Below are 21150 nucleotides of genomic sequence, written 5' to 3' on the forward strand. Positions count from 1 at the left end.
GGTCGGGTGGGGGTGTGGGCTGGTGCGGCGACGCAAATGCGCTCTTTCGCGTATTTCGAGAGAGACTCTTGCCTCAGCTCAAGCGGTTGAGCGTGGCGACATCTGCGCCCAGCGACCGGCGCAGCAAGGTCAGTTGCGCCACGGCGGAGGGTTCGGTCTGCAACTGGTGCGGAGTCAGGCCGATGAAATGCTTGATCTCACGAATGAAGTGCGACTGGTCGTAAAAACCCGCCTCCTCGCACAGGAGTTGCCAGCTTTCCCGGTCGAGCGCGATCTTGGCCGAACAGCGCAGTGCGCGATATTTGCGGGCCAGCAATTTGGGCGGCGCGCCATAATATTTGTTGGTCAGCCGCGCGAGCTGGCGCGGCGACAGGCCGGTGGTTTCCGCCAATATCTCGATTCGCGGCGATCCTTCGTCCATCAGCCAAGCATCGACGGCATGGAGCAGCGCCCAGGTCGCCGGGCGCGGCGGTTTGATCATCCCGCCCAGCTGCGTCCAGCACAGGGCCACCATGGCGTCCGTCTGATCATCGCCCAGCGCGCGCAGCCCGTCGAGCAGGCGCGCATAGGCATCGCCCCGCTCCGCTACCAGATCGCACAACCGGTCCGCAAGCAGGCTGGCATCGCTGCCATGCAGCGCCAGCCAGCCGGCTGGCAGCAGCGAGATGCCAACGACCCGCGCGGGGCGATCCAGCTCGAACCGGGTCGCACCCATGGTTGGCCCCAGCAGGCAGACGTCAGGCGTCGCCATCGCCATGCCGTCCTGAAAATGATAATAGCCCCCGCCATCGAGCATGAAGCGCAGTTGCGGCACGTCGGCACGGGTTACGTCGGCATAGCGGTCCGCCGACACAGTGAACAGATAGAGAGAGCCGAAATAAGCGCGCAAATGTTCGGGCGGCGCAAAGTAGCACAACCGCACCGGTCCCTGCGCGGCGGCCACGGTATAGGATAGTGGCCCCCGGTCGTCCGGCAGAGCGACACCGCCCCCGGTCCCGTCGATGTGATGCGACCCCATATTCTTACCCCAATTGGGATTTACTATGCGCCAACATCGCCACCGCGCAAGCGGGATGGATAATAAACTGTAACTTTTGTTGGTTTGTGTCGCACTGCACAAAAAATGGCCCGGCAATTTGCATTGCCGGGCCAGTAAAAGGTCTCATCGGCTGGAAGCCTAAGAGCCTTCGGGTCGCAAGGACGCTTTACCCCCGAATCACGGTAATATTATTGGACGGATCGGACATTTCCCTGCCGAAAACGATCCCAAACATGACGTTTCCTGTTATGAAATGACGTTAGGAAGGGGCTGTGGCTATGCTGCAACAGCGACTCGACGGACGGCCCCGCCGCTGGCATAGCGCGGCCATGCCCTACCGTCTGATCCGCCCGCTGCTGTTCACCCTCGATGCCGAGCGCGCCCATAATCTGTCGATCGCCGCACTGCGCCTGATGCCGACTCCCGGCCCGCTGACGCCGGACCCGATGCTGGCGAGCAAGGTCGCGGGACTCCACTTCCCCAACCCGGTCGGTCTGGCGGCAGGCTATGACAAGGAAGGAAGGGTCGCGCACAAGATGCATGGCCTGGGCTTTGGCTTTGCCGAGCTGGGAACGCTGACCCCGCTGGCCCAACCGGGCAATCCCTGCCCCCGGCTGTTCCGGCTGGTCGAGGACAGAGCGGTGATCAACCGTTTCGGTTTCAACAATGGCGGTCAGGGCGCGGCGGCGGACCGGATCGCGCGCTATCGCCGTCCGTTTGGTGAAGGGCCGGTGATCGGCATCAATATCGGCGCGAACAAGGATGCGACGGACCGGATCGCCGACTATGTGACAGGGGTGCAGGTCATGGCACCGCTGGCAGACTATCTGACCGTCAATATCTCCTCCCCCAACACACCGGGCCTGCGCGCGCTACAGGATCGCGCGGCGCTGGATGAATTGCTGGGTGCGGTGATGGCCGCGCGCGGCAGGCGCACCACGCCGATTTTCCTGAAGGTCGCGCCTGATCTGGAACCAGCGGATGTGGAGGATATTGCCGCCGCCTGCCTCGATCATCGCATCGACGCGCTGATCGTGTCCAACACCACCATCACCCGCCCGGCGCTGCGGTCGGCCTTTGCGGGCGAAACGGGCGGCCTGTCGGGCGCGCCGCTGACCAACCTGTCATTGCAGAAACTGCTTGATTTCCGTCGGTTGCTGGGCGCGCGCCTGCCGCTGATCGGCGTTGGCGGCATTGCCAATGCGGAGCAGGCCTATGCCCGCATCCGCGCAGGCGCGTCGCTGGTCCAGCTCTACAGCGCGTTGGTCTATGAAGGGCCGTATCTGGCAAAACGGATCAATCACGGCCTCAAGGCGCTGATGGCGCGCGACGGTTTTGCGACCATAGACCAGATTGTCGGCATCGACGCCTGATCGACCAAGGCCTCAGATCAGTCGGTCCGCCTCCAGCGCCAGTGCCAGCGAATCGCGACCCCTGGGGGTGCGGGCGTGAAGATGGGCGTCGGCCTGGACCAGCCGTTCCACGCCGGTGGCGAGTTGGGCTTCGGATAGGGTGAAAGGCAGGCGCAGGAAGCGTTCAAACGCGCCGCTGACCCCGAAGCGCGGCCCGGCGGCAACCCGGACGCCCAGACTTTCGGCCAGCGCCGCAAGCGCCGTCGCCTCCGCACGGGGGAGTTCTGCCCAGAGCGACAGGCCGCCAGCGGGCGATTCGACCCGCCAGTGAGGCAGATGCTGTTCGAGCAGCGCCAGCAGATGGTCGCGCCGTCCGCGCAGCATATCAGCGCGCGCGCCCAGCCCTTCGTCGGCGTCGATGAGGTGAGCGACAGCAAGCTGTTCGACCACAGGGCTGGCCATGTCCATCGTCGTGCGCAGACGGCCGAGCGCCGCGACCGTCTGCGGATCGGCGCGAATCCAGCCGACGCGCAAGCCGCCCCAGAATATCTTGCTGGCCGACCCCATGGTGATGACCTGCCGCCCCGAGGGATCATGGATCGCGACCGGGGGCGGCGGCGCGAAATCCAGCCCCATCGCCACCATCGTTTCGTCGATCACCAGCGGCGTGTGGCTGCGGGTGGCGGCGGCGACCAGCGCGCGGCGAGTCGCCGGGTCCATGCTGCGCCCGGTGGGGTTATGGAAATCGGCAATCAGATAGGCAAAGCGCGGCGCGGTCTGGCGGAAGGCGGCGTCCATCGCGTCGATATCCCAGCCATGGGTCGGCAGACCGACCGGCACGGGCACGACATGGGCGCGCTGCAACGCCTGGATCGCATTATGATAGGTCGGATGGTCGATCACGACGCGATCGCCCGGCCCGGCGAGCCAGTGGAGCAGCAGGGAAAAGCCCTGCTGTGCGCCATTGGTGATGATGATCTGGTCCGCCTCCGTGGGGCAACCGCGCCGGTCGAAATGCGCGGCGACGGCGCGACGCAGCACCGGCAGGCCAAGCGGATCATAGCCCAGATCGCCGAGATAGGCGGGCAGCGCCTCGACCGCCGCCTGCATCGCGCGGCCGACGCCCGGTGCAGCGGGCAGCGCGGCATGAGTCCAGTTGAGCAGATTGCCGCCCGTCATCGTCTCAATCTCTGTCACCGGCGGTTCGACACGGCCCGGCGGCAGGCGAGTGACGCTGCCCGACCCCTGGCGGCTTTCCAGATAGCCCTCGTCCCGCAGCCGGTCGAACGCCGCCGCGATCGTCGTGCGCGACAGGCCAAGCGCGGCGGCCAGTTCGCGCTCGCCCGGCAGACGGACGTTGAGGCCCACGCGCCCGTCCAGCACCAGCATCCGCAACGCCTGCGCCAGTTGGCGATAGGCAGGCTGCGCGCTGTCCTGCGCGCGCCATGCGCCGAGCAAGCGGAGCAGGGAAGGTGGACGGAGGAAGGAAGTGGACATGGCGATCTAATCCAATTTGCGGATGGTCAGGGCCATTTATGTCAAAATGGTCCTTTTGGAAAAGGCCAATTGTGACGAAGAAGCCTGCCCATGATGATGCACCGCCGCCTTTTCCAGCTTTTCTGGGGCCTTGGCCTCTATGGTTTTTCCATGGCGCTGATGCTGCGTGCCAATCTGGGCCTCGACCCTTGGGACGTGCTGCATCAGGGGATGGCGCCCCGGCTTGGCCTGAGTTTCGGCATGACGGTCAATCTGGTTGGCGCGATCGTGCTGCTCTTGTGGTGGCCGCTGCGCCAGCGGCCGGGAATTGGCACGGTGGCCAATATCTTTGTGATCGGCACGGCGGTGGACCTGTCGCTGATGCTGCTGCCCACGCCGGACGGATATGCGATGCGCGCCGCGTGGCTGGGTGCGGGGATCGTGCTGAATGGCATCGCCGGGGGTGCCTATATCGGTGCGGGGCTGGGACCGGGACCGCGCGACGGCTTGATGACCGGCTTCTGCCGCCGCACGGACATGCCGGTCAAATGGGTCCGCACCGGCATAGAGATTGGCGTGCTGGCGATCGGCTGGCTGCTGGGCGGAACGGTGGGCGCAGGCACGGTCCTCTATGCAGTGAGCATAGGCTGGATCGTCCACCATGCCCTGCCATTGTTCCGCATCGACGTCCCGGAGCGTCCGGCGATGGCCTGAAGGGTCATTGACCGGGGCGGCTATCCGGGCATGATCCGCTTGCCCACCCCCGATCCCGGAGCTGTCCCGATGCGCCCCCTCCTTACCGTCGCCTTGCTGCTGACGTTGACCGCCGCCGCGCCCGATGAACGTGCGCTCGCCCCGCTCGCCTTTGAGCAGGTCGCGCCTGCGGGCACGAAAATGCCCCGGTTCAAGGTCGATGCGGCATGGCCAAACATGCCCGGCGACATGCTGCTGGGGCAGGTCAGCGGGGTGGCGGTCGCGCCCGATGATTCGGTCTGGGTCGTACATCGCCCCCACAGCCTGACCGCTACGGACACGGGCCTGGCCCAGAACCCGCCCATCGCCGTCTGTTGCAAACCAGCGCCGCCGGTGGTCCATTTTGGCAGCGACGGTCGCTATCTGGGCGGTTGGGGCGGGCCAGACAGCGCGCCGAGCGTCGATGGTGTCAACCAGTGGCCCGCCAGTCTGCATGGCATATTCGTCGATCAGGCGGGGACGGTCTGGTTCGGCGGCAATGGCAAGGACGACCATGTCGTGCTGAACTATCGCGCCGATGGCACATTCGTCCGGGCCTTCGGCCAGCGGGGCAAGACCGGCGGCAATGATGCGACCGACCAGTTGGGCAACCCGTCCGACGTCAACCATTCCGACGGCATGGTCCTGATTTCGGACGGCTATGTAAACCGGCGGGTAATCGGATATGAGGCCCGCACGAACGGCTATAAGGGCCGCTGGGGTGCCTATGCCAGGCCGCCGATTGCGCCGACACGGCAGGGGGCGTTCGACCAGAGCCATGCCGTCGACCCCAGCAAGATCGCCGATCCGAAAGCGCAGACCTTCGCCGACATCGTCCATTGCGTAGTGCCGACCAGGGACGGGCATGTCTATGTCTGCGATCGCAACAATAACCGCGCGCAGCTGTTCAGGCGGGGGAAGGATGGCGGCCTGACCTTCGTGCGCGACCTGGTGATTGCGGGCGAGACTGGCGGCACCCATACGGTCACCGACATCGCCTTTTCCCCCGATCCCGACCAGACCTATCTCTATGTCGCGGACATGATGAACGGGCGGATCTGGATCTTGCTGCGCAAGACGCATGAGGTGCTGGGCGCGATTGGCCGGGTGGGACGGCAGGCGGGACAATTTACCTGGCTGCACAGCATTGATACCGACAGCGACGGCAATATCTATGCAACCGAGGTCAATACCGGCCGTCGCATACAGAAGCTGGTGTTCACCGGCATCCAATGAGGGGGGGACGCCATATGGCGACCGCATTATACGATCTGACTGTGCCCATGTTCATCCGTGGGCTGAACGCGCTGTCGGGGTTGCTTGACAAGGGTGCCGCCTTTGCCGCCGAAAAGGGCATCGATCCCGCGACGCTGACCGGTGCGCAGCTGATCGCGGACATGAAGCCGCTGACCGCGCAGGTGCAGTTCGCCTGCGATACCGCCAAGGGGACGGTGACGCGGCTCGGTGATCTGGAGCCGGTAGCGATGGCGGACACGGAACTGACGTTCGCCGAGTTGCAGGCGCGCATCGCCAAGACGATCGCGCTGCTGGAAGCGGTGCCGCGCGACAAGATTGACGGGCGGGAGGATGCCGCCGTGGTGCTGAAAGTGCCGGGTGGCGAGATTCCCTTTACCGGCAGCAGCCATGTGCTGACCTTTTCCCTGCCCAATTTCTATTTTCATCTGACGACGGCCTATGCACTGCTGCGCCAGGCGGGCGTGCCGATCGGCAAGATCGACTTTCTGGGCGGAGTTTAAGATTTAGCCGGCGATCAGCCGGACATAGGCGCTGGCGAGCCAGCCGCTGACGCAAGGGCCGTCATAGGCCTGCTTGCGATCGACCGGGGAGGAGACGCCGCAATCGGCCGCTTCAGCGCCGTTGTCGGCAGGGGGCGTGGGGGCCAGCACCACGCCCAGCCATTTCTGGTCGATGCTGCGGGTGCAGATATAGGCGCGGTCGCCCTCGGCCAGGCTGGCGAGGATTTTCGCGTCGCCAAAGGGCGCGGCGCGCAGGGGCAGGCCAGTCGCGCCGGCGCGGGCCACCTGCCCCATGCCGCCACAGGCGTCGAGGCGCGGGCCATCCTCGCCGATCGTCACCGCCCGCGCGACCGGCGCGTCCATGCGGCTTTCGGGGACTTCGGCGCGGGGCGCACCGGCCAGCGAACTGTTGGGCAATTCGTCCAGCACTTCGCGACTGTCGGAACAGGCGGCTAGCAGGAAAAACAGGGCGATGGGACGCAACATGGGCCACGAGATAGACTGGTCTTGCACCGGGGGGAAGCCGCCATGTTTCGCTTTAGTTTCAGCGAGGCTTTCCCTATATGCTCGGCATGAGCGACGAACCCCAGAACAGCCCGAACACTAACGAATATGGCGCGGACAGCATCAAGGTGCTGAAAGGGCTGGATGCCGTGCGCAAACGGCCCGGCATGTATATTGGCGACACCGACGATGGATCGGGCCTGCACCATATGGTGTTCGAGGTCAGCGACAATGCGATCGACGAAGCGCTGGCCGGACATTGCGACCGGATCGACATCACCCTGAACCCCGATGGCTCCGTCAGCGTGATGGACAATGGCCGCGGCATCCCGACCGGCATCCACAGCGAGGAAGGCGTGTCGGCCGCCGAAGTCATCATGACCCAGCTGCACGCGGGTGGTAAGTTCGAGAATACCAGCGACGACAATGCCTATAAGGTATCGGGCGGCCTGCATGGCGTGGGCGTGTCCGTGGTGAACGCGCTGTCCGACTGGCTGGAGCTGAACATCTGGCGCGAGGGCCAAGAACATTGGATGCGGTTCCGCAACGGCGACGCCGAAGCGCCATTGAAGGTACTGGGACCAGCAGCGCCGGGGCAGAAGGGCACCAAGGTCACCTTCATGTTCTCGACCGACACGTTCAAGAATGTCACCGACTATGATTTCGACAAGCTGGAGCATCGCTATCGCGAGCTGGCGTTCCTGAACAGCGGCGTGCGCCTGTTCCTGACCGACGCGCGGCATGAGGAAAGCAAGACGGTCGAGCTTTATTATGAGGGCGGCATCGCGGCGTTCGTCAAATATCTCGATCGTAACAAGGCGGCGATGATGCCGGAGCCGATTGCCATTTCCGGCACCCGCGACGATGTGACCATCGACGTCGCGCTGGAATGGAATGACAGCTATTATGAAAATGTGCTGTGTTTCACCAACAACATCCCGCAGCGCGATGGCGGCACCCATCTGGCCGCGTTCCGCGCGGCGCTGACCCGGACCCTCAACAATTATGCCGACAAGTCGGGCATGTTGAAGAAGGAGAAGGTGTCGCTGACCGGTGAGGATATGCGCGAAGGGCTGACCGCGATCGTGTCGGTCAAACTGCCCGATCCCAAATTTTCGTCCCAGACCAAGGACAAGCTGGTCAGTTCCGAAGTGCGCCAGCCGCTGGAAAGCCTGATGGCCGACAAGATGGCTGAGTGGCTGGAAGAAAATCCCGCCCATGGCAAGATGATCATCCAGAAGGTGATCGACGCCGCCGCCGCGCGTGAGGCCGCCAAAAAGGCGCGCGAACTGACCCGGCGCAAGGGCGTGCTGGACATTGCCAGCTTGCCCGGCAAACTGGCCGACTGCCAGGAACGCGACCCCGCCAAGTCGGAACTGTTCCTGGTCGAAGGCGATTCGGCGGGCGGGTCGGCCAAGCAGGGCCGCAACCGGCATAATCAGGCGATCCTGCCGCTGAAGGGCAAGATCCTGAACGTCGAGCGCGCGCGGTTCGACCGCATGATCTCCTCCAAGGAGGTCGGCACGCTGATCCAGGCGATGGGCACCGGCATCCGCGACGATTTCAACATCGAAAAGCTGCGTTACCACAAGATCGTCATCATGACCGACGCGGACGTCGACGGCGCGCATATCCGCACGCTGCTGCTGACCTTCTTCTACCGCCAGATGCCCCAGATCATCGAGGCCGGGCATCTCTTCATCGCCCAGCCGCCGCTCTACAAGGCGACGCGGGGACGCAGCGAACTCTATCTGAAAAACGACACCGCGCTGGAGCAATATCTGGTCGATAATGGCGTCGAATCGATGGTGCTGGAGGGACCGGGCGGCACAAGGACCGGCAATGACCTGAAAAGCCTGGTCGATCATGCCCGGCGGATGCGTGCAGTGATGCGCTACGTGCCGCGCCGTTATGACCCGACCATCATCGAGGCGCTGAGCCTGACCGGGGCGCTGGACCCCGAATTGTCGCAGGATGAGCAGGCGACCCGCCTGGCCGCTGCGGTTGCGTGGATGGGTGCGCAGGATGCGGAAGGCAAATGGACCGGCCGGATCGCGGAGGAAGGCGGCTTCCATTTCGAGCGACTGTGGCGCGGCGTGACCGACCATCATGTCATCGAACATGGCTTTGTTGGGTCGGCCGAAGCGCGCAAGCTGCACACGCTGGCAAGCGAGGAATCCCAAAGCTATGTAACGCCGTCGCGGCTGGTGAGCGCAAAGGCTGCGCAGGCGGCCGAAGAAGCGGGCGAGGATGACCTGCCGGTCGTCGCGGCCAAGGGTTCGACTTTGGTGACCCGGCCAAGCGAATTGCTGGCCGCGATCCTGGCCGCCGGGCGCAAGGGGCTGGCGATCCAGCGCTATAAGGGGCTGGGCGAAATGAACGCGGAACAGCTGTGGGAGACCACGCTGGACCCGGACAATCGCTCCATGCTGCGGGTCGAGGTCGAGCAGGCGGATGTCGCCGATGAGATTTTCAGCCGCCTGATGGGTGAAATCGTCGAGCCGCGCCGTGAGTTCATTCAGGACAATGCGCTGAACGTCGCCAATCTGGACGTGTAGGGTGACGGGCTTGCGACTGGCGGGTGTCGTGCTGATCAGCGCGGGGCTGGCCGGTTGCGACACTGAGCCGAACAATCATGCGGAGTCGGTCAATCAGGCCATTCCAGTGGTGGTGAATAGCGCGCTGCCGGTTAACGCCACTGCGCCGGTCGCTGAGCCGAAGATTTTGAAAAGTGACCACTTTCCTGTTTCACGTGAAACACAGCCTGCCCCGGCTCCCGCCCTGGCCGCACCCGATTATCGCGCGATCGGCACCGAGCCGTTCTGGGCAGTGACGGTGCGCGGCACGACCGCAACGCTGGAACGGCCGGATCATCCGCCGGTACGATTCGTAGTCGTTCGTGACGTCGAGGAGCGCGCCATTCGCTATTCGGGCGAAGGCTTCGCCATGACGATCAACGACGGCCCGTGCAGCGACGGGATGAGCGATGCGCTGTGGTCCGACCGGGTAGCGGTAGCTTTTGGGGATGGCGTGTTGAAGGGCTGCGGCGGGGAGCGGGACGAGGGCGCATGATCGACCAACCCTTGATCCTCTCCTGCAAGGGGAGGATCAGCGAGAGCAGGGCTGCTGTAAGCGTCTAGTTCCGCCCTTCCAGTTGCGCGACCATGGCGTCATTGCCCTGTCCCTGCGCCACCGCTTTGGCGGTGCGGCCTGACGCATCGGCCAAAGCCGGGTCGGCACCAGCCTTGACCAGCATCGCCACCTGCGCGCTGCGACCGAACAGGGCGGCCATCATCAGAGCGGTCTGGCCAGCCATGTTGCGGGCGTTGACATCGCAACCAGCGGTCAGCAGCCGGGCTGCAATGGCGTCATTGCCCTTGAAGGCGACGCCCATTTGCGCGGTGTTGCCCTGTGATGCGTCAGGCTTGCAGGGGTCAGCGCCCGCCGCGATCAGCGCGTCGAGCGTCTCTGCCTGACCGTTATAGGCGGCCAGGATCAGCGGGGTAAAGCCGCGCGCATCGGTGGCGTTGATGTCGACGCCCGCCTTGACCAGCGGGGCGATCATGTCCGCGCGACCGAGGCGGGCTGCGTCGAAGAGGAGTTGCTGGCGGCGTTCGGGGGATGGGAGGGCGTCGGCTGTGGGGGACGCGGCGGCAAGCGTGGTGGCTAGGAGGAGGGAGAGCATGGGGTCATCCTTGATGATTTCTGGCGTGGCATCTTGCCGCCCGCCCCCACCCCAACCCCTCCCCTGTAGGGGAAGGGCTAGAATGGGTGCCCTGTTCAAGCGGAGCGCATGGAGCCTGAAAGTGCGGTGTTTGGCTAATGCCTCAGCGCACCGTCAACCGCTGTTGCGGGTAGGCGGCCTCATATTCCGATACCGCCTTGGTCACTTCGCCCATCGGCACATTGACCGCCCTGGCGATGCGCGTGCCATAGTCCTTGTCGGCCTGGTAGAAGTAGCTGACCATGATCGTGCGGGTGCGGTCGGAGGTCACCTGTCCCAGATCGCCCGCCAGATTGGCGATCAGGTCGGCCTTGTCCTTGGCCGACAGCGAACGGTAAAATAGGCCCGCCTGCGCAAAATTATTGGTCTTTTCGATCGGCTTGGCGTCGACCGTGGCGTTCACCGCATAGGTGGATTGGCCAAATTCGGCGGCAGCCTGCTTCTGGACGGTTGCGGGGAAATAATTGACGTTGGAGGTTGATCCGGTCCCGTCCATCACCCCGTCCTGATAATTATTCACCACCGGTGCCAGCGGCTTGTTGACCGGCAGCCCCATGACGTTCGCGCCGACGCGATAGCGCTGCGTGTCCGAATAGCTGAACAGGCGACCCTGCAACATGCGGTCGGGCGACGCTTCGATGCCCGGCACCATATTAGCGGGTGCAAAGGCCGACTGTTCGGTGAATTCAAAGAAGTTGGCGGGCATCCTGTTCAGCGTCATTTCGCCGATCTTGCGGAAGGGGACGTCCAGCCATTCCTTGGTATCGTCGAACGGGTTATAATCGAGGCCGGCAAACTGGTCCGGCGACATGGTCTGGATCATCAGATCCCAGGTCGGGACATTGCCCTTGCCTACTTCGCGATAAAGATCATCTGTCATGAAGTTGAACTGCGCCGCGCCTGCGTCCCTGGCTGTCAGATTCTTGACGCCCTGACGGCTGATCCAGCGGAATTTGGCGAAGGTGACCTTGCCCTGCGCATTCACCAGCTTGAAGGCGTGGACGCCATTGCCGTCCATCGTGCGGTAGGAGGATGGCGTACCCAGATTGGAATAAAGCTGGGTCAGCATGTTGGTCGATTCAGGCGTGTTGGAAAAGAAATCGAAGAAACGATTGGGGTCCTGCTTGTTGGTCACCGGCGAGGGCTTGAGGCTATGCACCATGTCGGGGAATTGCATCGCGTCGCGGATGAAAAAGACCGGCAGGTTGTTGCCGACCAGATCCCAATTGCCCTGATCAGTGTAGAATTTGGTGGCGAAACCGCGCGGATCGCGCAGCCCTTCGGGACTGCCCGACGGGTGGATCACGCTGGAAAAGCGCACGAATATCGGGGTTTCCTTGCCCGACATGAAGAGCGAGGCGCGGGTCAGGTCGCTAATGTCGGCGGTGGCGCGGAATATGCCATGGGCGCCGGTGCCGCGCGCGTGGACGACACGTTCGGGGATGCGTTCGCGGTCGAAGCGTGACAGTTTTTCGATCAGCGTCGTGTCCTCCAGCAGGACCGGACCAAGATCGCCCGCCGTTTTGCTGTTGCGGTTCGCCCCGATCGGCGCGCCATTGTCGCGGGTCAGGTTGGGGACGGCAGCGGACACGGCTTCGGCGGGGACCGGCATGGTGTTGCCAGCATCGGCAGGCAGGGTCACGGTCGCCATGCGCCCGGCAACCTGTGTTTCCGTCTGGGCGAGCGCCTGCGCGCCGACAAGCGCGGACAGGCTGACGGCAGCCAGGGTCAGGCCGCGCAGGGACGCGGCCGAAATCGGTGAATTCGGCATGATCAGGTTCCTCTGTTGTTTCATCGATCGTGGCGATCGAATACCCTTCGGACCGGGAAACGCTGGATGAACCCGGACGATCGCCAAGAGAAACGGCTAATCTTGCTTTCAGATAGTGGCGTTTTCGATGATTGCTCCAGAAACAGTCAATCGGGGCGCATGGCCTGCGCGACAAGCGCCTCCGCCTCGATCAGCAGCGCGTCGTCCGCCGCACTTTGCGCGACATGCTCACGGCCAATGAGGATTAGGACGGGGACGGCCAGCGGACTGACCCGGTCGAGCGTCACATGCAGCATGGTCGTCGCAGCGCGATCTATCAGGTCGCCGAGCCGCCCCACATCGGTCATCCGCGCCCGCGCGTCGGCCCAGGCGGCCTTGAGCAGCAGATGGTCGGGCTGATATTTACGCAGTACGTCATAAATGAGGTCGGTTGAAAAGGTCACCTGCCGTCCGGTCTTGCGCTTGCCGGGATGCTGGCGCTCGATCAGGCCGGATATGACGGCGACGTCGCGGAAGGCGCGCTTCAGCAGGCTCGACTGTTCGACCCAGTCGATAAATTCATGGTCGAGAATGTCGGCGGAAAACAGGTTTTGGGGATCGGTGACGGGCTTCATGCCATAGATGGCGAGCGCATAGTCGTTGGCGACGAAACCCAGCGGCATCAGCCCTTGGCTCTCCATCCGCCGGGTGAGCAACATGCCGAGCGACTGGTGCGCATTCCAGCCTTCAAAACTGTAGCAGAGCAGATAATGCCGCCCTTCATGGGGGAAGGTTTCGATGAGTAATTGTCCCGGTTGCGGCAGGACCGAGCGCAATTTCTGCATGTCGAGCCATTCGCGCACGTCGGGCGGGAAGCTGTGCCATTGATCGGGACTGGCCAGAAAGGTGCGGACCCGGTCGGCGAGGCGCGTGGACATGGCCATGCGGGTGCCCCCCCAACTGGGGATGCGCGCCTGTTTCGACGTGGCACGGACGATCAGGTCGCTGGTGTCCATCTTCACCACTTCCAGCGCCATGCCGGAAAAGAAGAAGCTGTCACCGGGCGTGAGTTGTGCGGCAAATCCTTCCTCGACCGTGCCGAGCTTGCGGCCATTGGCAAAACGGACGGCAAGTGCGGGCTGATCGACGATGATGCCGGCGTTCAGGCGATGCTGCTGGATGAAGCGGGGGTGGGAAACGCGCCATGTGCCGTCGGGATCGCGGGTCAGCCGTTTGAACCGGTCATAGGCGCGCAGCGCGTAGCCGCCGCCTTCGATGAAGTGGAGAACGGAGGCGAAGGCTTGCGGGGTCAGCGCGCTATAGGGGGTGGCGGACTGGATTTCGGCGAGCATCGCCGCTTCGCGGAACGGCCCGGCGCAGGCAAGACCCATGATGTGCTGGGCCAGCACGTCGAGGCTGCCCGCGCGAAAATCATCGGCATCGCGTTCGCCCGCTTCCACCGCGTCCAATGCGGCGCGGGCTTCGAGATATTCAAACCGGTTGCCGGGGATCAGGATCGCCTCGCTCGACTGATCGAGCCGGTGGTTGGCGCGGCCGATGCGCTGGAGCAGGCGGGAGGAGCCTTTGGGCGCCCCCATCTGGATGACGCAATCGACATTGCCCCAGTCGACGCCCAGGTCGAGCGACGCCGTGGCGACCAGTGCGCGCAGTCTGCCGTCGGCCATCGCCGATTCCACCTTGCGGCGCGCCTCGATCGACAGGCTGCCATGGTGGATGGCGATGGGCAGGTTCGCGTCATTGGCGGACCATAATGACTGAAAGATGAGTTCGGCGAGGCCGCGCGTGTTGCAGAATACCAGCGTGGTCTGATGTGCGGCGATTTCGGCCATGACCTGATTGGCGGCATATTTGCCCGAATGACCCGACCAGGGGACGCGGCCTTCGGGGATGAGGATAGTGACATTGGGTTCTGCGCCAACCTCTCCCAGCACCGCCGCCACCGTGTCGATATCGCCATCTGGCGCGAGCCAGCCGCGGTAGGCGTCGATGTCCGCAACGGTGGCGGACAAAGCGACGCGGCGCAGGCCGGGGTTGATCGCCTGAAGCCGCGCCATCGACAGGCTGAGCAGATCGCCGCGTTTCTGGGTGGCGAAGGCATGGACTTCGTCGACGATGACGGTTTGCAGATCGGCGAACATCAGCACTGCGTCGGGATAGCTGAGCAACAGCGAGAGCGATTCGGGGGTAGTTAGCAATATGTGGGGCGGCTTGACGCGCTGGCGGGCCTTGCGGTCGGATGGTGTGTCGCCGGTGCGGGTTTCGACGCGGATCGGCAGCGCCATTTCCTCGACCGGGGTCAGTAGATTGCGGCGGACATCGACCGCCAGCGCCTTGAGCGGCGAAACGTAGAGGGTGTGGAGCCGGTCGGTCGGCCGATCGATCAGGTCGGTGAGCGTGGGAAGGAAGCCCGCCAGCGTCTTGCCCGCACCGGTCGGGGCCACGAGCAGCGCATGATCGCCCCGGCGCGCTGCGGCGAGCATCGCGCGCTGATGGGCGCGCGGGGTCCAGTCGCGCGCGGCGAACCATTGTTCCAGCACGGGGGGGAGAAGAACCATGAACGGGATGTAGGGAGGCGCCCGTCCGGTGTCACCGCCTTCGTCCACACCGCCGCATATACAGTAACTAAAATACCAACGCGCGAAATATTCTTACGCCACCCTCTGGCCCTCCGGCCCGTCCCTGCGTTATCATCGCGCCATCAGGAGCGGCGCAGCAGACGCCGTATCGAGCAGGAGATAATCTATGTCTGGCGAAAGTGAAGCCGACCTCACCGGTGTCGAATCCAACCGCCGCCGTCCCAAGCCGCCAATCATGGAGATTGACGGGCGCAAGCTGAAACCCGCGACGCTGATGATGGGGCATGGCTATGATCCGACCCTGTCGGAGGGGTCTCTCAAACCCCCGATCTTTCTCACCTCCACCTTCGCGTTTGAAAGTGCGGCGGCGGGCAAGCGGCATTTTGAAGGGGTGACGGGCATAAGGCCCGGCGGATCGGAGGGCCTTGTCTATTCGCGCTTCAACGGTCCCAATCAGGAGATTGCCGAGGATCGGCTATCGGTATGGGAAGATGCCGAGGATGCATTGCTCTTTTCCAGCGGCATGTCGGCGATCGCGACGACTTTGCTGGCGATGGTGCAGCCGGGTGACGTGATCGTCCACTCCGCGCCGCTCTATGCCGCGACCGAATCGCTGATCGGGCGGATATTGGGCAAGTTCGGGGTGCAGTGGCTCGATTTCCCGGCGGGCGCGACCGCAGACGAGATTGGCGCGGTGATCGAGAAGGCCAGGGGCTTTGGCCGCGTTGCGATGATCTATCTGGAAAGTCCGGCCAATCCGACCAATGTGCTGGTCGATATCGACGCAGTTGTCGCGCGGCGCAACTTCCTGTTTGCGGGCGAAAGCCATGTGCCGCCGGTCGCGATCGACAATACATTCCTGGGACCATTATGGTTGAAGCCGCTGGCCCATGGCGCGGATCTGGTGATCTATAGCCTGACCAAATATGCGGGCGGGCATAGCGATCTGGTCGCTGGCGGGGTGCTGGGGTCCAATGCGCTGATCACCACCATCCGGCTGATGCGCAACACGATCGGGACCATATTGGACCCCCACAGCGCGTGGATGCTGTTGCGCAGCCTTGAGACGCTGGAGCTGCGGATGAGCCGGGCGGGCGAAAATGCGGCGAAGGTGTGCGGCTGGCTGAAGGATCAGCCGCAAGTGGAGAAGATCGTCTATCTGGGCTTTCCCGAAAGCGAGCGGCAGCGCGACATATATGCGCGCCATTGCAGCGGGGCGGGATCGACCTTCTCGCTTTACCTGAAAGGTGGCGAGGCGGAGGCCTTCGCCTTTCTCGATGCGCTCAAGATCGCCAAGCTGGCGGTAAGTTTGGGCGGAACGGAGACACTGGCAAGCCATCCCGCCGCGATGACCCATTTGTCGGTGCCTGCCGCGCGCAAGGCAGCGCTGGGGATTGGCGACAATATGGTGCGCATCTCGATCGGCTGCGAGGATGCCGACGATCTGATCGCCGATTTCGCGCAAGCCCTTCGGGCGATTGGCTGAGATGCGCCGCCCTGTGCTGTTGGTGGGCCAGCCTTTGCTGGACCCCTTGCTGACGCTGCTGGCCAGTGATCATGACGTCATCGCTTTGTGGGAGCATCCCGACGCCACGCACCTGGCGGGTGTCGATGCGGTCGTGTGGGCGGGCGAGTTCGTGCTGGAGCGGGCGCTGATCGACGCAATGCCGCGCCTGTCGCTGATCGCCTGCTTCACCGTGGGCTATGACGGGGTGGATCTGGCGCTGGCGCGGCAACGCGGCATCGCCGTGACCCATGCGGGCGACGCCAATGCACAGGATGTGGCCGACCATGCGATCGGGCTGATGATCGCCCATCGCCGCTGGATCGTTGGCGGCGACCGGCATTTGCGTGCCGGCAAGTGGACGATCGACACCAAGACGCGCACCAGGTCGATGGGCGGGGCGCGACTGGGGATTATCGGCATGGGATCGATCGGCATCGCAGCGGCGGAGCGGGCGCAGGCGATGCGGATGCAGATCGGCTGGTGGGGACCGCGCGACAAGCCCACCCTCCCCTGGCCGCGCGCCGACAGTCTGGATGCATTGGCGCGTCAGAGCAACATTGTGCTGGTCGCGGCGCGCGCGGACGAGAGCAACCGCAAGATGATTTCGGCGGCGATCATGGATATGCTGGGGCCGGACGGGCTGCTGGTCAATGTCGCGCGCGGGCAGCTGGTGGACGAAGAAGCGCTGATCGCAGCGCTGAAAAGCGGACGGCTGGGCGGCGCGGCGATCGACGTGTTCGACCCCGAACCGACCGATCCGGCGCGCTGGGCGGACGTCCCCAATGTCGTGCTGACCCCGCATACCGGCGGCGCGACGCATGAGGCGGTCGGGCGGATGGCGCAGATGCTGATCGCCAATCTGGCCGCCCATTTTGCAGGCCAGCCGCTCCCCTCCCCCGTTCGCTAGGCCGGATCGATTTTGACATTCGAGCGCGGCGTCGCCTCAAACGGTATCGAATGTCAGAATCGAAGCACTAGTTCCAGTCCACCCGCGTCCAGCCGCGCTGCGCCGCCAGTTTCGCGAGCTTCTTGTGCGGGTTGGAGGCGAAGGGGATGTCGGCAAATTCGAGCATAGGCGCGTCCGACACATGGTCGGAGTAAGCGCGGATATGCGCCTGGCTGCGGTCGATCGCCTCAGCCACCATCCACGCCTTGATCATCCGCAGCTTGCCGGTGTCGTAGCAATTTTCGCCCGCAATCTTGGCACGGACATAGCGCAGATCCTGGCTCAGATGATCGGTCGCGATCACCGCGTCGAAGCCCAGCCGCCGGGCGATCGGCTCGACATAGAGGCGGTAGGAGGCGGTCGCGAGGACGAGGCGATAGCCATCGGCCCGGTCCTGCGCGATCTGCGCCACCGCGCCCTGGCGCAAATTGGTCGCGATGACCTTGTCGGCATAGGTTTCGACATGCGGCATCAACCGCGCACGCTCGACATTGAAGCCGATCATCAGCGCCTGATTCAGTTCCTTGAGGCGCTGGCGAGTGATCAGCTTGATCACATAGGCGAGCATCAGCAGCCCGACGCAGGGCAGCAGCGCCAACCGCCAGGGGGCCATGGCGCGCGCCATATGAATGAGAAAGCCGGTATAGGTGCCGCTGAACGTCACCGTGCGGTCCATGTCGTAAATTGCGAGCCGGTGCGTCATGCCGTGTCCGAAACTTTTGCCCTAGTGCTTCGTTCTGGCTTGCAGTTGGGCCGTTTCGGCTTGCCGTGCAACCGATATTGGACCAGTAATCCCATCGCATGAACAAAGCCGCCGATCTTGCTGAAGAAATGCGCGACGACGGCACAGTGATCCGGCTTTCCGGGTCGCTGGCGATCGCCTGTCTGCATGATCTGCCAAGCCGACTGGATGCCGTGCAGGGTCCGGTCAGTGCGATCGACCTGTCGGGCGTGGAGCATATCGACACGATCGGCGCCTGGACCGTGCATCGCACCGCCAAGCGGCTGAACAGCCCGATCACCGGCGGGCGCGACGATACGATGCGCCTGATCGATGCGGTTGGCGCGCTGGATGAGCCGGTGTTGATCCGGCCCGATCATGTCCCCGCGGTCCGTCGCATCGTCGGCCAGATTGGCGAGGCGGTCAGCACGGCGGGATCGACCATGCTGGGCCTGCTGGGCTTTTTCGGCGGTACGTTGGTCGCTACCTGGAGCATCATCCGCCACCCCCGCCGCTTCCGCGTCAACGCTGTGGTCCAGCGGTTCGAGGTGGTGGGCGTGTCCGCGCTGGGCATTATCGGCCTGATGAGTTTCCTGATCGGCATCGTCATCGCGCAGCAAGGATCGGTGCAGTTGCGCCAGTTCGGCATGGAGATGCTGGCGATCAATCTGGTCGGTCGCCTGACCTTCCGTGAGTTGGGCGTGCTGATGACCGCGATCATGGTCGCGGGCCGTTCCGGTTCCGCGTTCGCCGCGCAACTCGGCACGATGAAGCTGACCGAGGAAGTCGATGCGATGCGCACGATCGGCGTGTCGCCGATGGAGGCGCTGGTGCTGCCGCGCACGCTGGCGGTCGTCATCATGATGCCGCTGCTGGGCTTTTATGCGTCGATCATGGCGGTGATTGGCGGCGGTTTTCTCTGTGCCATTGCACTCGACATACCGCCAATCACCTTCATCCAGCGGCTGCGCGAAGTCGTGCCGATCACCGACCTGTGGGTGGGCTTGATCAAGGCACCCGTATTTGGCCTGATCATCGCCATTTCCGGTTGTTTCCAGGGGATGCAGGTCAAGGGCAATGCCGAGGAAGTGGGGCTGCGCACCACCGCTGCGGTCGTGCAAGCGATCTTCCTGGTCATCGTCCTCGACGCCATATTCGCCGTATTCTTCACTTGGCTGGGGTGGAACTGATGGCGGAGCAGGACGACATCGCCGCCGAGGAAGCGCGGGTCGAATCGATGATGGCGCAGAGCGATATCGCCATTTCGGTGCGCGGCATCCGCAACAGTTTCGGCGAACAGGTGGTGCATGACGGGCTCGACCTGGACGTGCGCAAGGGCGAGATATTGGGCGTGGTCGGCGGGTCGGGCACGGGCAAATCGGTGCTGATGCGGGCGATCATCGGCCTCCAGACCCCGGACGAGGGCGAAATCCACGTCTTTGGCGAATCGATGGTCGGGCGACTGGACGATGAGGCGCTGGCGATCCGCAAGCGCTGGGGCGTATTGTTTCAGGGCGGCGCCCTGTTTTCGACGCTGACAGTCGCTGAAAATGTCGAAGTGCCGATCCGCGAATATTATCCCAATATCGGCGCGGAACTGCGCGACGAGATTGCCGCCTACAAGATCCGGATGACCGGGCTGCCGGCCGAGGCTGGCCCCAAATATCCGTCCGAACTGTCGGGCGGCATGAAGAAGCGCGCTGGGCTGGCGCGCGCGCTGGCGCTGGACCCGGACCTGCTGTTCCTGGACGAGCCGACCGCCGGGCTGGACCCGATCGGCGCGGCGGCCTTTGACGAACAGACCCGCCAGTTGCAACAGACGCTGGGGCTGACTGTGTTCCTGATCACCCATGACCTGGATACGCTCTATTCGATCTGCGACCGGGTGGCGGTATTGGCGGATCACAAGGTCATTGCGGTCGGCACGATCGAGGAATTGCTGGCGACCGATCATCCGTGGATACAGGAATATTTCAACGGCCCGCGCGGCCGCGCCGCGACGGCGGCGGTTGCACGTCATCACGACCGCGAACAGGATAGGGCGGCACAGACCCCGCCCGATGGAAGGCAATAGGATATGGAAACCCGATCCAACCATGTGCTGGTGGGCGCGGTCACGCTGATCTTGCTGGCGGCGATCATTGCGGCCGCCTTCTGGTTCTCGCGCATCTCCGATGGGCAGAACAAGGAATATGACATCTTCTTCAAACAGTCGGTCAACGGACTGGCGAAGGGGTCCAGCGTCAATTATTCCGGCGTTCCATCGGGCCAGGTTGAAAGGATCGAGCTGTGGAAGCGCGATCCCGGCTTTGTGCGGGTGCGCATTTCGGTAAAGGATGGCACGCCCGTCCTGCAAGGCACCACCGCGACGATCGCAGGCGTGGGCTTTACCGGGGTCAGCGAAATCGTGCTGGACGGCGCGGTCAAGGGCGCGCCGCCAATCGCCTGCCCAACCAATAACCCGCTGGCGGTCTGCCCCGACGGCGTGCCGGTAATCCCGACCAAGCCGGGTGCGTTGGGCGAACTGCTCAACAATGCGCCGCAACTGCTGGAACGGCTGTCGACCCTGACCGAGCGGCTGACCGAATTGCTGAATGACAAGAATCAGCAGTCGATCGCAGGCATCCTGGCCAATGTCGAGCGCATCTCCAGCTCGCTGGCCGATCGCAGCCCGGAAATCTCCGCCACGCTGGCCGAAGCGCGTATCGCGGTGCAGCGCACCGGGGTTGCAGCCGAACAGATTGGCAAACTCGCCGCGACGACCGACGCGATGCTGACGGACGAGGGCAAGCCGCTGATGGCCGACCTGCGCAAGAGCGTGCAGTCGGCGACGCGGAGCATCGACACGCTCGACAAGACCATTGCCGAAGCCCAGCCGGGCGTGCGCGCGTTCAGCAACCAGACCATGCCGGAGGTCAACCAGCTGGTCCGCGACCTGCGCGAAATGTCGCGCGCTTTCCGGGGTGTTGCCGAGAAACTGGACCAGCAAGGGGCCGGTTCGCTGGTCGGATCGCCCAAATTGCCGGATTACAAGCCATGATGAGA

General features: G+C 64.0%; 18 protein-coding genes. 11 read left to right on the forward strand and 7 right to left on the reverse strand.

Going from position 1 to position 21150, the window contains the following annotated elements; genetic code table 11:
- Positions 1-73 precede the first annotated feature (73 nt).
- Entirely contained in the window at positions 74-1018 is a 945-nt protein-coding gene (locus EBBID32_RS20705; RefSeq protein WP_037492301.1) for a helix-turn-helix domain-containing protein, read from the reverse strand.
- Between the two features lie 350 nt (positions 1019-1368).
- Between EBBID32_RS20705 and EBBID32_RS20710 the strand changes: the two genes are divergently transcribed.
- Positions 1369-2412, forward strand: a complete 1044-nt coding sequence (locus EBBID32_RS20710) for a quinone-dependent dihydroorotate dehydrogenase (RefSeq protein WP_037492318.1) — start codon at positions 1369-1371, stop codon at positions 2410-2412.
- Between the two features lie 12 nt (positions 2413-2424).
- On the opposite strand, the gene yczR is transcribed toward EBBID32_RS20710, so the two are convergent.
- A complete protein-coding gene (yczR, locus tag EBBID32_RS20715; RefSeq protein WP_006966384.1) occupies positions 2425-3888 on the reverse strand; it encodes a MocR-like transcription factor YczR in 1464 nt (487 codons plus the stop codon).
- A 90-nt stretch (positions 3889-3978) separates the two neighbouring features.
- Here yczR and yczE point away from each other — a divergent pair, with 90 nt between their 5' ends.
- The 3 genes from yczE to EBBID32_RS20730 all read left to right on the forward strand — a co-directional run bounded on the left by yczE (position 3979) and on the right by EBBID32_RS20730 (position 6356).
- Positions 3979-4581, forward strand: a complete 603-nt coding sequence (gene yczE, locus EBBID32_RS20720) for a membrane protein YczE (RefSeq protein ID WP_006966386.1) — start codon at positions 3979-3981, stop codon at positions 4579-4581.
- 69 nt (positions 4582-4650) lie between these two features.
- Positions 4651-5835: a hypothetical protein gene (locus EBBID32_RS20725; RefSeq protein ID WP_006966388.1), complete on the forward strand. Its 1185-nt coding sequence runs from the start codon at positions 4651-4653 to the stop codon at positions 5833-5835.
- Between the two features lie 14 nt (positions 5836-5849).
- Positions 5850-6356 (forward strand): DUF1993 domain-containing protein, encoded by a 507-nt coding sequence (locus EBBID32_RS20730; protein ID WP_006966390.1) that lies wholly within the window; start codon positions 5850-5852, stop codon positions 6354-6356.
- Positions 6357-6359: 3 nt separating this feature from the next.
- Here EBBID32_RS20730 and EBBID32_RS20735 read toward each other — a convergent pair whose 3' ends face one another.
- Positions 6360-6842, reverse strand: coding sequence for a hypothetical protein (locus EBBID32_RS20735; RefSeq protein WP_006966392.1), 483 nt, complete (start codon positions 6840-6842; stop codon positions 6360-6362).
- 86 nt (positions 6843-6928) lie between these two features.
- On the opposite strand from EBBID32_RS20735, the gene gyrB reads away from it, so the two are divergent.
- Both gyrB and EBBID32_RS20745 read left to right on the forward strand, forming a co-directional pair.
- On the forward strand, positions 6929-9418 hold the full coding sequence (gene gyrB / locus EBBID32_RS20740) for a DNA topoisomerase (ATP-hydrolyzing) subunit B (RefSeq protein WP_037492321.1): 2490 nt from the start codon (positions 6929-6931) through the stop codon (positions 9416-9418).
- A 1-nt stretch (position 9419) separates the two neighbouring features.
- Entirely contained in the window at positions 9420-9932 is a 513-nt protein-coding gene (locus EBBID32_RS20745) for a COG3650 family protein (protein WP_006966396.1), read from the forward strand.
- 64 nt (positions 9933-9996) lie between these two features.
- Here EBBID32_RS20745 and EBBID32_RS20750 read toward each other — a convergent pair whose 3' ends face one another.
- The 3 genes from EBBID32_RS20750 to EBBID32_RS20760 all read right to left on the reverse strand — a co-directional run bounded on the left by EBBID32_RS20750 (position 9997) and on the right by EBBID32_RS20760 (position 14910).
- A complete protein-coding gene (locus EBBID32_RS20750; RefSeq protein WP_006966398.1) occupies positions 9997-10545 on the reverse strand; it encodes an ankyrin repeat domain-containing protein in 549 nt (182 codons plus the stop codon).
- Between the two features lie 142 nt (positions 10546-10687).
- On the reverse strand, positions 10688-12355 hold the full coding sequence (locus EBBID32_RS20755) for a catalase (protein WP_006966399.1): 1668 nt from the start codon (positions 12353-12355) through the stop codon (positions 10688-10690).
- 146 nt (positions 12356-12501) lie between these two features.
- Positions 12502-14910: a ligase-associated DNA damage response DEXH box helicase gene (locus EBBID32_RS20760; RefSeq protein ID WP_037492323.1), complete on the reverse strand. Its 2409-nt coding sequence runs from the start codon at positions 14908-14910 to the stop codon at positions 12502-12504.
- Between the two features lie 187 nt (positions 14911-15097).
- Here EBBID32_RS20760 and EBBID32_RS20765 point away from each other — a divergent pair, with 187 nt between their 5' ends.
- Together EBBID32_RS20765 and EBBID32_RS20770 are read left to right on the forward strand one after the other, a co-directional pair.
- Positions 15098-16417, forward strand: a complete 1320-nt coding sequence (locus EBBID32_RS20765) for a cystathionine gamma-synthase family protein (RefSeq protein ID WP_006966401.1) — start codon at positions 15098-15100, stop codon at positions 16415-16417.
- Between the two features lies 1 nt (position 16418).
- Positions 16419-17345: a 2-hydroxyacid dehydrogenase gene (locus EBBID32_RS20770; RefSeq protein ID WP_006966402.1), complete on the forward strand. Its 927-nt coding sequence runs from the start codon at positions 16419-16421 to the stop codon at positions 17343-17345.
- Between the two features lie 67 nt (positions 17346-17412).
- Here the strand turns inward: EBBID32_RS20770 and EBBID32_RS20775 are convergent, their stop codons facing one another.
- Positions 17413-18087: an HAD family hydrolase gene (locus EBBID32_RS20775; RefSeq protein WP_006966404.1), complete on the reverse strand. Its 675-nt coding sequence runs from the start codon at positions 18085-18087 to the stop codon at positions 17413-17415.
- Positions 18088-18185: 98 nt separating this feature from the next.
- Between EBBID32_RS20775 and EBBID32_RS20780 the strand changes: the two genes are divergently transcribed.
- Genes EBBID32_RS20780 through EBBID32_RS20790 form a run of 3 tightly spaced genes read left to right on the forward strand, consistent with a single transcriptional unit; the run spans position 18186 to position 21145 of the window.
- Positions 18186-19295: an ABC transporter permease gene (locus EBBID32_RS20780; RefSeq protein WP_006966406.1), complete on the forward strand. Its 1110-nt coding sequence runs from the start codon at positions 18186-18188 to the stop codon at positions 19293-19295.
- Positions 19295-20179, forward strand: coding sequence for an ABC transporter ATP-binding protein (locus EBBID32_RS20785; protein ID WP_006966408.1), 885 nt, complete (start codon positions 19295-19297; stop codon positions 20177-20179). Before EBBID32_RS20780 ends, EBBID32_RS20785 begins: the two co-directional genes overlap by 1 nt.
- 3 nt (positions 20180-20182) lie before the next feature.
- Positions 20183-21145 carry an MlaD family protein gene (locus tag EBBID32_RS20790; RefSeq protein WP_006966415.1) on the forward strand — a complete coding sequence of 321 codons (963 nt, stop codon included), beginning with the start codon at positions 20183-20185 and terminating at the stop codon, positions 21143-21145.
- The last annotated feature ends 5 nt before the right edge of the window (positions 21146-21150 follow it).

It is taken from the genome of Sphingobium indicum BiD32, assembly GCF_000382885.1.
In the GTDB taxonomy this organism is placed as follows: domain Bacteria; phylum Pseudomonadota; class Alphaproteobacteria; order Sphingomonadales; family Sphingomonadaceae; genus Sphingobium; species Sphingobium japonicum_C.

Coding starts and splice junctions, on each gene's coding strand:
- EBBID32_RS20730 (WP_006966390.1), top strand. CDS start 5,850: ATGGCGACCGCATTATACGATCTGACTGTGCCCATGTTCATCCGTGGG.
- EBBID32_RS20790 (WP_006966415.1), top strand. CDS start 20,183: ATGGAAACCCGATCCAACCATGTGCTGGTGGGCGCGGTCACGCTGATC.
- EBBID32_RS20765 (WP_006966401.1), top strand. CDS start 15,098: ATGTCTGGCGAAAGTGAAGCCGACCTCACCGGTGTCGAATCCAACCGC.
- EBBID32_RS20755 (WP_006966399.1), bottom strand. CDS start 12,355: ATGCCGAATTCACCGATTTCGGCCGCGTCCCTGCGCGGCCTGACCCTG.
- EBBID32_RS20710 (WP_037492318.1), top strand. CDS start 1,369: ATGCCCTACCGTCTGATCCGCCCGCTGCTGTTCACCCTCGATGCCGAG.
- gyrB (WP_037492321.1), top strand. CDS start 6,929: ATGAGCGACGAACCCCAGAACAGCCCGAACACTAACGAATATGGCGCG.
- EBBID32_RS20760 (WP_037492323.1), bottom strand. CDS start 14,910: ATGGTTCTTCTCCCCCCCGTGCTGGAACAATGGTTCGCCGCGCGCGAC.
- yczR (WP_006966384.1), bottom strand. CDS start 3,888: ATGTCCACTTCCTTCCTCCGTCCACCTTCCCTGCTCCGCTTGCTCGGC.
- EBBID32_RS20735 (WP_006966392.1), bottom strand. CDS start 6,842: ATGTTGCGTCCCATCGCCCTGTTTTTCCTGCTAGCCGCCTGTTCCGAC.
- EBBID32_RS20775 (WP_006966404.1), bottom strand. CDS start 18,087: ATGACGCACCGGCTCGCAATTTACGACATGGACCGCACGGTGACGTTC.
- EBBID32_RS20725 (WP_006966388.1), top strand. CDS start 4,651: ATGCGCCCCCTCCTTACCGTCGCCTTGCTGCTGACGTTGACCGCCGCC.
- EBBID32_RS20750 (WP_006966398.1), bottom strand. CDS start 10,545: ATGCTCTCCCTCCTCCTAGCCACCACGCTTGCCGCCGCGTCCCCCACA.
- EBBID32_RS20780 (WP_006966406.1), top strand. CDS start 18,186: ATGAACAAAGCCGCCGATCTTGCTGAAGAAATGCGCGACGACGGCACA.
- EBBID32_RS20705 (WP_037492301.1), bottom strand. CDS start 1,018: ATGGGGTCGCATCACATCGACGGGACCGGGGGCGGTGTCGCTCTGCCG.
- EBBID32_RS20770 (WP_006966402.1), top strand. CDS start 16,419: ATGCGCCGCCCTGTGCTGTTGGTGGGCCAGCCTTTGCTGGACCCCTTG.
- yczE (WP_006966386.1), top strand. CDS start 3,979: ATGATGATGCACCGCCGCCTTTTCCAGCTTTTCTGGGGCCTTGGCCTC.
- EBBID32_RS20785 (WP_006966408.1), top strand. CDS start 19,295: ATGGCGGAGCAGGACGACATCGCCGCCGAGGAAGCGCGGGTCGAATCG.